10 protein-coding genes and 1 pseudogene are annotated in these 12,810 nt (G+C 70.6%); 6 read left to right on the forward strand and 5 right to left on the reverse strand.

Annotation, left to right across the window (positions count from 1 at the left end; all coding sequences use genetic code 11):
• On the reverse strand, window positions 1–1,152 hold a 1,152-nt coding region (locus tag AOK11_RS02360; protein WP_240497177.1), incomplete at its 3' end, for a multicopper oxidase family protein.
• Window positions 1,153–1,381: 229 nt separating this feature from the next.
• Window positions 1,382–2,086, reverse strand: a complete 705-nt coding sequence (locus tag AOK11_RS02365; RefSeq protein ID WP_055591950.1) for an MOSC domain-containing protein — start codon at window positions 2,084–2,086, stop codon at window positions 1,382–1,384.
• 81 nt (window positions 2,087–2,167) lie between these two features.
• Here AOK11_RS02365 and AOK11_RS02370 point away from each other — a divergent pair, with 81 nt between their 5' ends.
• Entirely contained in the window at window positions 2,168–3,064 is an 897-nt protein-coding gene (locus AOK11_RS02370) for a LysR family transcriptional regulator (RefSeq protein ID WP_055591951.1), read from the forward strand.
• A 184-nt stretch (window positions 3,065–3,248) separates the two neighbouring features.
• Here AOK11_RS02370 and AOK11_RS46090 read toward each other — a convergent pair whose 3' ends face one another.
• Complete coding sequence (locus AOK11_RS46090; RefSeq protein ID WP_079034577.1) at window positions 3,249–3,656, reverse strand: WhiB family transcriptional regulator; 408 nt, start codon at window positions 3,654–3,656, stop codon at window positions 3,249–3,251.
• 380 nt (window positions 3,657–4,036) lie between these two features.
• On the opposite strand from AOK11_RS46090, the gene AOK11_RS02375 reads away from it, so the two are divergent.
• From AOK11_RS02375 to AOK11_RS02390, 4 genes are all read left to right on the forward strand, one after another.
• A complete protein-coding gene (locus AOK11_RS02375) occupies window positions 4,037–4,648 on the forward strand; it encodes a response regulator transcription factor (protein WP_003948568.1) in 612 nt (203 codons plus the stop codon).
• Between the two features lie 513 nt (window positions 4,649–5,161).
• Window positions 5,162–5,749: a sigma-70 family RNA polymerase sigma factor gene (locus AOK11_RS02380; protein ID WP_055591952.1), complete on the forward strand. Its 588-nt coding sequence runs from the start codon at window positions 5,162–5,164 to the stop codon at window positions 5,747–5,749.
• A 175-nt stretch (window positions 5,750–5,924) separates the two neighbouring features.
• Window positions 5,925–7,433 carry an IMP dehydrogenase gene (gene guaB / locus AOK11_RS02385; protein ID WP_055591953.1) on the forward strand — a complete coding sequence of 503 codons (1,509 nt, stop codon included), beginning with the start codon at window positions 5,925–5,927 and terminating at the stop codon, window positions 7,431–7,433.
• Between the two features lie 240 nt (window positions 7,434–7,673).
• Window positions 7,674–8,798, forward strand: coding sequence for a GuaB3 family IMP dehydrogenase-related protein (locus AOK11_RS02390; RefSeq protein WP_055591954.1), 1,125 nt, complete (start codon window positions 7,674–7,676; stop codon window positions 8,796–8,798).
• A gap of 268 nt (window positions 8,799–9,066) precedes the next feature.
• Here AOK11_RS02390 and AOK11_RS02395 read toward each other — a convergent pair whose 3' ends face one another.
• Window positions 9,067–10,275, reverse strand: a complete 1,209-nt coding sequence (locus AOK11_RS02395; protein WP_055591955.1) for a nucleotide sugar dehydrogenase — start codon at window positions 10,273–10,275, stop codon at window positions 9,067–9,069.
• Between the two features lie 269 nt (window positions 10,276–10,544).
• Here AOK11_RS02395 and AOK11_RS02400 point away from each other — a divergent pair, with 269 nt between their 5' ends.
• Window positions 10,545–12,251 carry a glycerol-3-phosphate dehydrogenase/oxidase gene (locus AOK11_RS02400; RefSeq protein WP_079034578.1) on the forward strand — a complete coding sequence of 569 codons (1,707 nt, stop codon included), beginning with the start codon at window positions 10,545–10,547 and terminating at the stop codon, window positions 12,249–12,251.
• Between the two features lie 214 nt (window positions 12,252–12,465).
• On the opposite strand, the pseudogene AOK11_RS02405 reads toward AOK11_RS02400, so the two are convergent.
• Window positions 12,466–12,810: pseudogene (locus AOK11_RS02405) on the reverse strand (serine hydrolase); the annotation flags it as partial.

The raw sequence follows: 12,810 nt of genomic DNA on the forward strand, positions 1-12,810 counted from the left end.
GTCGGGCAGTTCCGGCTCGGCGAGCGCGGTCGGCAACTCCGGCGACGCCCGCAGCTGCCGGGCGGCCCGTAGCTCCAGTACGTCGAAGGAATCGTCGCCGCCGCCGAACCGCTGCTGCCAGAAGCCCCCGTAGTTCTCCTGGGGGAAGCTCCGGAGCATCACCCGCTCGCCCGCCTCGACCCGCACGACGATCTCGGCGCGCTCGCCCGGCGACAGCTGCACCCGGTCCATCGCCGCGGGGCGCTCCAGCAGTCCGCCGTCCGTGCCGATCAGCGAGACGTCACGGCCGTCCGGGAAACCGAAGGCGTAGGTACGGGCGGTGGACGCGTTGACCAGCCGCAGTCGTATCAGCTCGTCGCGCACCTCCCGATAGGGGTCCAGCGTGCCGTTGACCATGGTCCGGTCGCCCAGGAAGCCCGCGTTCTGCAGCATCCCGCGGTCCCCGGCCAGCTGACCGCCGTCGAAGCGGACGTCCTGCACGACGACCGGCAGATCGTCGACGCCGTACCGCTTCGGCAGGGGCAGGCGAGCGGACTTCTCGTCGCCGAGGAGGAACAGGCCGGCCAGACCACGCCGGACGTGCTCCTCGGTCCTGCCGTGCGGGTGAGGGTGGTACCAGAGCGTCGCCGCCGGCTGGTCCACGGTCCAGTGTGGTGTCCAGGTGGCACCCGGAGCGATCATCTGGTGCGGTCCGCCGTCCATGCGCGCCGGCAGATGCATTCCGTGCCAGTGCACGGAGGACGCCTCGTCCAGACGGTTACTGACCCGCACCCGCACCTTCTCGCCACGCTCCGCCCGTAGCGTCGGGCCGAGGTAGGAGCCGTTGAACCCCCAGGTCGCGGTCCTCTTCCCGTCGCGGAACTCCGTCTCACCCGCCTGCATGCGCAGGTCGAAGACCCGTGTGCCGTCCTTCTCCACGGTCGAATCGGCCAACGGCGGTATCGCCAGGGCGTTGTCGAACGGCGTCCTGCCCACCGTGCTGACCTCGGCGCCGGTCCACAGCCAGGCGAACAGGCCGCCGACGGCCACGGCGAACACGGTGACCAGTGAGCCGAGTACGGCGACAAGGCGCTTCCAGCGGAATGCGCGGCGGGGGGCGCCGGGCGGGCTTCCCCCGTCCGGCGCCGCGCTCTTGGACATGTGACGAGACATGCTTCGAGCGTCCTGGATCACGGCCCGCCGGACATCGGGACCTCCCCGGAGCCATCCCTGACCCAACCCTCGTACAGGATCAGGGATTTACCCCGAGGAAGGGGGCTCAGCAGCCTTCCGCCGTCCGTCTTCCGCCGTCCTGTCCGGCCGGACGGACAGGAGCAGGTGCTCGGTGCTCTGAGCTCAGGGACGGCCCGGCAGTCCATGGCCGGTGAGCGGTGACCGCCGGTCAGGAGCCCTGGACCGTGGCGGACTTCGCTCCGAGGTTCTCCTCGTACTTCTCCTTGTACTTCCGTGCCCTCGCCAGTGCCTCCGGGTGGAGAGCGTCGCCCGCCGCCAGCAGCAGTGGCAGCAGAGTCTGCTCGGTCGTCACCGCCCGGAACTGCAGAGCGACCGTCACCTCGTGATCCGGCCGGTGCACGATCCGTATCGCGTCGCCCGCCCGGATCTCACCGGGCCGGACCACCCGCAGATACGCGCCCGGCGCACCCCGCTGCGTGAACCGCTTCACCCAGCCCTTCTCACCCAGATGGCCCTGGAAGGTGCGGCAAGGAATGCGACCGGAGGTGACCTCCAGCACCACCTCGGATCCGATGGCCCACCGTTCACCGATCCGGGCACCGGACAGATCGATCCCCTCCGTGGTGAGGTTCTCCCCGAACGAGCCGTTCGGCAGCGTGCGCCCCAGCACGCCTTCCCACTCGTCGAGGTCCTCGCGGGCCATCGCGTACACCGCCTGGTCGTTTCCCCCGTGGTGCCGCGTCTCGCACACCGCGTCCCCGGCCAGTCCACTCGCGCCGAACCCCTTCGGCCCCGGCGCCGCCACCCGCACCGCCCCGTCCACCGGCTGCTTGTCGATGCCGGTCAGGCCCTCGGGCTGGTCCGTGTACGGCACGGCTTTGGGGCGACCCAGGTTCACAGACAGAAGCTTCATGAGGCGCACCGTAAGCGATGCAGAATCAAAGCGTCGAAGCGATATTCAGTGCAGCATCAAAGGGCGGCTTATCCTTGGGGCGTGATCGAGGCCCGTCATCTCCGAGTACTGCGCGCCGTGGCCACCACCGGTTCGTTCTCCGCGGCGGCCAGGGAACTGGGCTGCACCCAGCCCGCCGTCAGTCAGCAGATGAAGGCGCTGGAGGCGTCCGTCGGCACGCCCCTGCTCGTCCGCACCGGACGAGAGATGCGCATGACGCAGGCCGGGGACGCGTTGGTGCGCCATGCCGCCGGCATCCTCGCCGGACTGACAGCCGCCGAGGAGGAGGTCGCCGCGATCGCCGGGCTGCGGGCGGGGCGGGTACGGCTCGTGTCCTTCCCCAGCGGCAGTTCGACGCTCGTTCCGACAGCCCTCGCCGCGCTCCGCGACGCCCACCCGGGCACCCGTGTCTCCCTGGAGGAGGCCGAACCGCCCCGGTCCGTCGAGATGCTGCGGGAGGGCGACTGCGATGTGGCCCTCGCCTTCCGCTACGAAGGGGCGGCGGGTGCGGAGGAGTGGGACGACCTCGTCGTGCGGCCGCTCCTCACGGACCGGCTCGTGGGGCTCCTGCCCGAGCGGCACCCGCTGGCGCACGCGGAGTCCCTGGCCATAGGGGAACTCGCCGAGGAGCCGTGGATCGCCGGCTGTCCGCGCTGCCGGGGGCAGCTGGTGGAGGTGTGCGAGACGGCCGGTTTCACCCCCCGCATCGACTTCGCGACCGACGACTATCCCGCTGTGGCCGGCCTGGTCGGCGCGGGGCTCGGGGTGGCCATTCTGCCCCAGCTGGCCATCGATTCCGTACGGCCCAGGGGGGTGCGCACTGTCGCTCTGGAGCCCGCGGTGCGGCGGGAGATCGTCGCCCTGACCCTCCCCGACCTCGCCCAGGTGCCCGCGGTGGGCGCGACACTCGACCAGCTGGCGCGCGCGGGCGGCCGTTAGCAGGGGCCGGCCGGGACCCGGCGCTCAGGGGAGGCCGGCCCTCTCCCGTCCTGTGGTGCGTCTTCTCGTGTCCGGTCCGGTCGCCGTCTTCTCTCCGCCGTTGCTCGGGCGGGACGGGGAGGGCCGAGCCTCCCCGCGAAAAGAAAAGGGCACACGTGTGCGCCCGAGGTGAAGAAACGTTCCTTCAGTTGTTCGAAGCGGCGTGCTCGCCGACCGACGTCGGCACCGGGTTCACCGACGCCGACACCGCCGATGCCGTCGGTGAACCGGGTGCCGACGTCGTCGATGTCGATGCAGGTGCCGACACCAGCCGGTGACGCGCCCGGCCCATCAGTTCTTCGCGCTCGTCCTCGGTCAGTCCGCCCCACACGCCGTACGGCTCGCGTACGGCCAGGGCGTGGGCGGCGCACTCGGCGCGTACCGGGCACCTCATGCAGACCTCTTTGGCCGAGTTCTCGCGAGCACTTCGTGCCGCCCCGCGCTCGCCCTCGGGGTGGAAGAAGAGCGAGCTGTCCACCCCGCGGCACGCGGCCAGGAGCTGCCAGTCCCACAGGTCCGCGTTCGGTCCTGGAAGGCGGGAGAAATCTGCCATTACGTGACCCCTTGTAGCCGTTCTGGGCGGATCCGGTGTCCACGACCGTACAACTACGATCCAAGGAGATGAAAATATGACTCATTGCGAATCTAGCCGCAGACACCAGTAAATGGGAAGAAAAGGGGCCGAAAGGGGCATGGGTTGTGATGAAAGTTCGAGGGTCTCCCGCGCGTGTCTGCACCGTGTCCGCCCCCTCACGTAGAGTGCCGAAGACGGCAGACGGCCCCGTAACTCTTTTGAGTGACCGTCGTTGAGAGTGCGAGGCGGTTGAAGGAACAAGCGCTCGGGCAGGTGTCCGAAGCGGTCGACCGCACGGGTGACGATTTCGTACCAGCCTGGAGGCTCAAGGTGACGCGCATCAGCTGCGGAGGGCGGTCATGACTTCCGTCCTCGTCTGCGACGACTCCCCGCTTGCCCGAGAAGCGCTTCGCCGCGCGGTCGCGACCGTGCCCGGCGTCGAGCGCGTGACGACGGCTGCCAACGGCGAGGAAGTTCTCCGCCGCTGGGGAGCCGACCGCTCGGACCTGATTCTGATGGACGTGCGCATGCCCGGCCTGGGGGGTGTCGAGACGGTCCGGCGGCTGCTGTCCGCAGACCCCGGTGCGCGGATCATCATGCTCACCGTGGCCGAGGACCTCGACGGCGTGGCGCTCGCGGTGGCCGCCGGCGCCCGTGGCTATCTGCACAAGGACGCCTCCCGCGCGGAGCTGCGTGCGACGGTCACCCAGGCTCTCGCCGATCCGACCTGGCGGCTCGCCCCGCGGCGGCTGCGCTCGGCGGAGATGGGCGCCGCGCCCACGCTCACCGCGCGTGAGATCCAGGTCCTCGAAGGCATGAGCCACGGCCGTTCCAACGCCGAGATCGGTCGCGAGCTGTTCCTCTCCGAGGACACCGTCAAGACGCACGCACGGCGGCTCTTCAAGAAGCTCGGAGCGTCGGACCGGGCCCACGCGGTGGCGCTCGGATTCCGGTGGGGTCTGGTCCGCTAGGGCCTGTCCTCCGGATCGGACCGGCTTCGGTGTGCGGCATCGAGCGGTGGCCGGCGGGTGGGGGCGCGCGGATGAACCCGCCCGGACCGCACCCGCCTCGACCGCACCTGCCCGGCTCCCGCCCTTGCGGGATCGTGTCGGAGACGGGCGACGTCTCCGACGCGGGCTGCCGTCGCCCTGCCGGACGCGGCCCGTGGTCCGGCAGGGCGCCCGTCCCGCTGGACGGCCTCGGACCGATCCGGACGACAGGACCTGCGGTCGTCCGCGCGCACCTCGTCGACAGGGGTGCGAAATGCCCGGTTCGCCCGGGTGTCGAAAGCGGTGCCCGAGTGCCCGGTGCCTGTTTCGCCGCGGATGACGCATCCTTGAGGTGTGGAGTTCCTCGGGGACAAGTCGGTCGAGCGGAAGAGGAGGGCGCAGGGGATGAGTTCCGGCGCACCTGCTCATAACGCTTCGGTGCACAACAACGGACGGGGTGCCGCGGAGCCGGCGCCCGCAAGGCACCATGGACCGATGCGCGACGACGAGGCGGGCACTGCCCAAGGGGCGATCGGTGCGCTCGTCCACCGCGCCGTCGACGGGGACGAGCAGGCCACCCATGATCTGCTCGCCCATGTCCACCCCCTGGCACTGCGGTACTGCCGCACCCGGCTGTCCCGGCTCCCGGGCGACGCCCGGCACTTCGTCGAGGACCTCGCCCAGGAGGTCTGCGTGGCGGTGCTCCTCGCGCTGCCCCGCTACAAGGACACCGGCCGCCCCTTCGAGGCGTTCGTCTTCGCCATCGCCGCACACAAGGTCGCCGACCTGCAGCGCGCCGCGATGCGTCACCCCGGTCTGACGGCCGTGCCCTCCGACGAGATGCCCGAGCGTCCCGACGACTCCCTCGGTCCGGAGGAACGCGCCCTGCTCAGCAGCGACGCCGAATGGGCCAAGAAGCTGATGGCCAACCTGCCCGAGAACCAGCGCGAGCTGCTTCTGCTGCGGATCGCCGTGGGTCTCACGGCGGAGGAGACCGGTCAGATGTTGGGAATGTCACCCGGTGCCGTCCGGGTCGCCCAGCACCGCGCCCTGAGCCGGCTGCGCGCCCTGGCGGAGCAGTAACCGCCGCTGCGGAAACCATCCGCCGCCCTGCCGCCCCTTGGGGAATGAACGGACGCCCGGCCGATTCCGTACGAACATACGAATACCGGAGCCTTGCAGAACGGTGGAATGAGACACCTCTGCTTCCCGTTAGCATGGACATCCGCACCGATCAAGGCCATTTGGGGAAGGTGTCATGACTGCGAACGTCGACGGAGTGCCCGGTAAATTCGCGACACTCGGGCTGACCTACGACGACGTGCTGCTGTTGCCGGGCCCGTCGGACATGGCACCCGACGAGATCGACACCGCCTCGCACGTCTCCCGGAACGTGCGGGTCAACATCCCGCTGCTGTCCGCCGCCATGGACAAGGTGACCGAATCGCGCATGGCGATCGCGATGGCCCGCCAGGGCGGCGTCGGCGTCCTGCACCGCAACCTGTCCATCGAGGACCAGGCGAACCAGGTCGACCTGGTGAAGCGCTCCGAGTCCGGCATGGTCACCGACCCGATCACCATCCACCCGGACGCCACCATCGCCGAGGCCGACGCCCTGTGCGCCAAGTTCCGCATCAGCGGTGTCCCGGTCACCGACGGCAACAAGAAGCTCCTCGGCATAGTCACCAACCGTGACATGACCTTCGAGACGGACCGCTCCCAGCGGGTGCGCGAGGTCATGACGCCGATGCCGCTGGTAACCGGCAAGGTCGGCATCTCCGGCCCGGACGCCATGCAGCTGCTGCGCCGCCACAAGATCGAGAAGCTTCCGCTGGTCGACGACCACGGTGTCCTCAAGGGCCTGATCACGGTCAAGGACTTCGTCAAGGCCGAGCAGTACCCGCTCGCCGCCAAGGACGGCGAGGGCCGGCTGCTGGTCGGTGCCGCGGTCGGCGTCGCCGGCGACGCTTTCGAGCGGGCCCAGGCCCTGATCGAGGCGGGCGCCGACTTCATCGTCGTCGACACCGCGCACGGTCACTCCCGCCTCGTCGGCGACATGGTCGCCAAGATCAAATCGAACTCCACCGGTGTCGACGTCATCGGCGGCAACGTCGCCACGCGCGACGGCGCGAAGGCACTGGTCGACGCGGGCTGCGACGGCATCAAGGTCGGCGTCGGCCCCGGCTCCATCTGCACCACGCGCGTCGTCGCCGGTGTGGGAGTGCCGCAGGTCACCGCGATCTACGAAGCCGCGCTCGCCGCCAAGGAAGCCGGGGTCCCGGTCATCGGCGACGGCGGCCTGCAGTACTCCGGCGACATCGCCAAGGCCCTGGTCGCGGGCGCCGACACGGTGATGCTGGGGTCGCTGCTCGCGGGCTGCGAGGAGTCTCCGGGCGAGCTGATGTTCATCAACGGCAAGCAGTTCAAGTCGTACCGCGGCATGGGGTCGCTCGGCGCGATGCAGACCCGCGGCGACCGCAAGTCGTTCTCCAAGGACCGTTACTTCCAGGAGGGCGTCGCCTCCGACGAGCAGCTCGTCCCCGAGGGCATCGAGGGCCAGGTGCCCTATCGCGGCCCGCTCTCCTCCGTGGTCCACCAGCTGGTCGGAGGCCTGCGGCAGTCGATGTTCTACGTCGGCGGCCAGACCGTGCCCGACCTGCAGGCGAACGGCCGCTTCGTGCGGATCACCTCCGCGGGACTCAAGGAGAGCCACCCGCACGACATCCAGATGACCGTGGAAGCACCCAACTACAGCAACAAGCGGTGACAGCCTGACAGCCCGCGCCCGCGCGAGACGGCCGTCCGACAGCGACGGCCCACGTGCCTCGCGCGTGCCCCACGCACACACGCGTGCAGACCGTACAACGGGGTGCACGGGCGGTGACAGTCGTCCGAGGGCGGCCCGGGAGAGGCCCGGGCCGCCCTCGCCGTCCGTCCGGGGCGAGGCGAAGCGGGACTGTCGGGGATACTGGAAAGCGCTGCAACGCATCAGGGAAAGGCCACAGACGTGACTGAGATCGAGATCGGGCGAGGCAAGCGCGGCCGCAGGGCTTACGCCTTCGACGACATCGCCGTCGTCCCCAGCCGCCGTACGCGGGACCCGAAGGAGGTCTCGATCGCCTGGCAGATCGACGCCTACCGCTTTGAGCTGCCCTTCCTGGCCGCCCCCATGGACTCGGTCGTCTCCCCGGCCACGGCGATCCGCATCGGTGAGCTCGGCGGCCTCGGCGTGCTGAACCTCGAAGGACTGTGGACGCGGTACGAGGACCCGCAGCCGCTGCTCGACGAGATCGCCGAGCTGGACGCCGAGACGGCCACGCGCCGCTTCCAGGAGATCTACGCCGCTCCCATCAAGGAGGAACTGATCGGGCAGCGCATCAAGGAGGTGCGCGACTCGGGTGTGGTCACCGCGGCCGCGCTCTCCCCGCAGCGCACCGCGCAGTTCTCCAAGGCCGTCGTCGACGCCGGCGTGGACATCTTCGTGATCCGCGGCACGACCGTCTCCGCGGAGCACGTCTCCGGCTCGCACGAGCCGCTCAACCTGAAGCAGTTCATCTACGAACTCGACGTCCCGGTGATCGTCGGCGGCTGCGCCACCTACACCGCGGCCCTGCACCTGATGCGTACCGGTGCGGCCGGTGTCCTGGTGGGCTTCGGCGGCGGTGCCGCGCACACCACCCGCAATGTGCTCGGCATCCAGGTCCCCATGGCCACCGCGGTCGCGGACGTGGCCGCCGCCCGCCGTGACTACATGGACGAGTCCGGCGGCCGGTACGTGCACGTGATCGCCGACGGCGGCGTGGGCTGGTCGGGCGACCTGCCCAAGGCGATCGCCTGCGGCGCCGACGCGGTGATGATGGGCTCCCCGCTCGCGCGCGCCACCGACGGTCCCGGCAAGGGCAACCACTGGGGCATGGAGGCGGTGAACGAGGAGCTGCCGCGCGGCAAGAAGGTCGACCTCGGCACCGTCGGCACCATCGAGGAGATCCTCACCGGCCCGTCGCACACGCCCGACGGCTCGATGAACCTCTTCGGTGCCCTGCGCCGCGCCATGGCCACCACCGGCTACAGCGAGCTGAAGGAGTTCCAGCGCGTCGAGGTGACGGTGGCGGACTCGCAGCACCGGCGATGACGTGACGCCGCGCTCGCCCGGAGCACGACGCCCTTGAGGCGATGACGACGACGGGGCCCGGCCATCCGTGTGGATGGCCGGGCCCCGTCGTGTGTCCGTGAGGGTGGTGCGGTGGTGTGGAGGGCGCGCGGGGCGGCGCGGGGCGCGCGGTTGCCTCCGGCCTGAATGCCGGGAGACGGGCCGATTCGGGGCGGTGGCGTCCGTCTCCGGCCGCGGGACGCCGCCCACCGCCACCCCCTGGAGCGCGGTGAGCCGCGGGCGCCCCCTCTCACAGCCGGTGCGCTGCCCCCGTCGGTGTGGCCCCGCGCGTGTCCAGCAGCAGCTGGGCCTTCACGGACAGGCCCTGGAGGTCGTACGTGCGGTGCTGCTGGAGCAGGATCGTCAGGTCGGCGTCGGCGGCGGCCTCGTACAAGGAGTCCGCGCGGGGGAGGGGGCGGTCGAGCACGCTCCAGGACGGAACGTGCGGGTCGTGGTAACTGACGGAGGCCCCCAGCTCCATCAGCCGCATCGCGATCTCCCGCGCGGGACTGCCCTGCTGGTCGGCGAGGTCGGCCTTGTAGGTGACGCCGAGGAGCAGCACGCGTGCGCCGCGGGCCGACTTGCCGTGCTCGTTGAGGAGCGCGGCGGCGCGCTGGACGACGTAGTGGGGCATGCGGCCGTTGACCTGCTGGGCGAGTTCCGCCATCCGCAGGGTGCGGCCCGTGTGGGCGGTCAGGTCCTGGGCGACGGCGTGGCCGCCGACACCGGGGCCGGGACGGAAGGAGTGGAAGCCGAAGGGCTTGGTCTCCGCACAGCGGATGACGTCCCACAGGTCGACGCCCAGGTCGTGGCAGAGCACGGCCATCTCGTTGACGAGGGCGGTGTTGACGTGGCGGAAATTGGTCTCCAGCAACTGCACGGTCTCCGCTTCCCGGGGGCCACGCGCGCGGACGATCTTGTCGCTGAGCCTCCCGTAGAACGCGGCGGCCGACTCGGTGCAGGCCGGGGTGAGCCCGCCGATGACCTTCGGCGTGTTGGCGGGGGTGAAGTCGCGGTTGCCGGGGTCGACGCGGCTGGGGGAGTAGGCGAGGTGGAAGTCACGGCCCGCACGGAGGCCGGATCCGGATTCGAGCAGGGGGCGGAGGAACTCCTCGGTCGTCCCGGGGGGCACCGGGGACTCGAGGATCACCGTGGTGTGCGGGCGCAGCCGCGCGGCCAGGGTGTGGGCTGCCGCTTCCACCTGGCCGAGATCCAGCCCGCCTTCCGCGCCGCGCGGAGCCGGCGCGCAGATGACCGCGGTGCGTACCCGGCCGAGCTCGGCGGGGCCGGTGAGCGAGCGGAACCCCTGCGCGACCATGCGGCGCAGCTCGGCGGGGCTGAGGGAGGCTGCCTCCGGGCCGGTCCGGTAGCCGATGGTGGGGATGCCGGCGGCGACGGCGGCCTGGGCCAGGGGGAGACCGTACGGGCCGAGTCCGATGACGGCGAGATCTGCGGGCATGGCGTGGGCCGTCCTTCCCAGTAACCGAAGCGGGACAGGTGCGCAAGCCCTGTGGACAGAACGAGCGAGCGCAATGTCAGACTAGGAGTAAATATGACCGATTTGCTGTATTGATCGGCCGAGTTTCGCCGAGTCGAGGCAAGAGTTGTCCACAGGCTGGGGTGCGTGGTGGCTGAAGTTGGACAACGCGGCGAGAATTTGGGCATGAGGGAGGGGCCGGGCTTCGCCCGACGGGTGCGGCCGATGCGACCGATGAGCGGGAGGCAGCGGTGAGGACAGCGACACTGGGACCGGCGGAGCGCGCCGAGTCACTCGCATCCATGGCGGAGCGCGAACTGGACGTGCTGGTGGTGGGCAGCGGCGTGGTCGGCGCGGGCACCGCGCTGGACGCAGTGACACGCGGCCTGTCCACAGGACTGGTCGAGGCACGTGACTGGGCCTCGGGCACGTCCAGCCGATCCAGCAAACTGATACACGGAGGTCTGCGCTACCTGGAGATGCTCGACTTCGCCCTCGTACGGGAGGCGCTGAAGGAACGCGGTCTCCTGCTGGAGAAGCTCGCCCCGCACCTGGTGAAACCGGTGCCGTTCCTCTACCCGCTGCAGCACAAGGGCTGGGAGCGGCTGTACGCCGGCGCGGGCGTCGCACTCTACGACGCCATGTCGATGGCTCCCGGACACGGACGGGGACTGCCCGTGCACCGGCACCTGAGCCGCCGTCACGCGCTGCGCGTGGCACCGTGCCTGAAGAAGGGCGCCCTGGTCGGGGCGTTGCAGTACTACGACGCCCAAATGGACGACGCGCGGTTCGTGGCGACGCTGGTGCGCACCGCCGCGGCATACGGCGCGAAGGTCGCCAACCGTGCGCGGGTGACCGGATTCCTGCGCGAGGGCGAACGGGTCGTCGGCGCCCGGGTACAGGACGTCGAGGGCGGCGGGGAGTACGAAGTCCGCGCCAAACAGATCGTCAACGCCACCGGGGTGTGGACCGACGACACCCAGGCGATGGTGGGCGAGCGGGGCCGGTTCCACGTACGGGCCTCCAAGGGCATCCACCTGGTCGTCCCCAAGGACCGCATCCACTCCACCACCGGGCTCATCCTGCGCACGGAGAAGTCCGTCCTGTTCGTCATCCCGTGGGGCCGGCACTGGATCGTCGGGACCACGGACACCGACTGGGACCTCGACAAGGCGCACCCGGCCGCGTCCAGCGCGGACATCGACTATCTGCTCGAGCACGTGAACTCGGTGCTCGCGGTCCCGCTCACGAGGGACGACGTCCAGGGCGTGTTCGCCGGCCTGCGGCCGCTGCTCGCCGGTGAGTCCGACGCGACCAGCAAGCTGTCGCGGGAGCACACCGTGGCGCATCCGGTACCCGGACTCGTGGTGGTCGCGGGCGGCAAGTACACGACGTACCGCGTGATGGCCAAGGACGCGGTGGACGAGGCCGTGCACGGGCTCGACGTACGGGTCGCCGCCTGCGTCACCGAGGACACGCCGCTGGTCGGGGCCGAAGGGTACCGGGCGCTGTGGAATGCGCGGGCGCGGATCGCCGCACGCACCGGACTGCACGTGGTGCGGGTCGAGCACCTGCTGAACCGCTACGGGTCGCTGGCCGAAGAGGTCCTGGAACTCGTCGCCGAAGACCCCTCGCTGGGCCAACCGCTGCAGGCGGCCGACGACTACCTGCGCGCCGAGATCACCTATGCCGCCTCGCACGAGGGAGCGCGGCATCTGGACGACGTGCTGACCCGGCGCACCCGCATCTCGATCGAGACGTTCGACCGGGGGACGCGCAGCGCCCGGGAGGCCGCCGAGCTGATGGCGCCGGTGCTGGGCTGGGACAAGGACCGGATCGAACGCGAGGTGCAGCACTACGAGAAGCGGGTGGAGGCCGAACGGGAGTCGCAGCGGCAGCCGGACGACCTGACGGCGGACGCGGCCCGGCTGGGGGCTCCGGACATCATTCCGATGTAGGGCGGTGCCGCCGACGTATCGGCGCAGAGGGAATCCAAAGCGGTTCGGGCCGGTTCGGAGCTGCTCGGGTCGGTCCGGAGCGTACCGGGGTGCCGGGGTGGTCCGGCGGGCGCCGGGGCAGGCCGGGCTGGTCGGGCCTGCCCCGGGGAATCCGCGTTCACGTTCACTCGAACGAGTGTCGTGAACCGGGATCTCCGTTCGGGGCCCGGCCGTTCTACGGGGTGCGAGGGCAGAACTCGGCCGCGAGTACCGCGGGTTCGAGACCGGGGTCCGCTATCGCGTCCGTGTTCACCCGGAAGGTGAGGACATGCCGGCCGTCGACGGTGGCTGCGCTGCGCACGTAGCTACCGGAAATGCGTCCGTTGTGCCCCCACACCGTGGTGCCGCACGGAAGTTTCACGGGGACCAGGCCCATGCCGTACGAGCCGTGTGTGGCACGGGTGTCGAGCATCTCGCGCAGCCGGCGCGGGGGCAGCAGTTCACCGCCGAGCAGTCCCGCGTAGAAGCGGTCCAGGTCGGCGAGCGTGGTCACCAGCTCACCCGCGGCACCGGCCACCCG

This window comes from Streptomyces hirsutus (genome assembly GCF_001418415.1).
Classification (GTDB): Bacteria; Actinomycetota; Actinomycetes; order Streptomycetales; family Streptomycetaceae; genus Streptomyces; species Streptomyces hirsutus.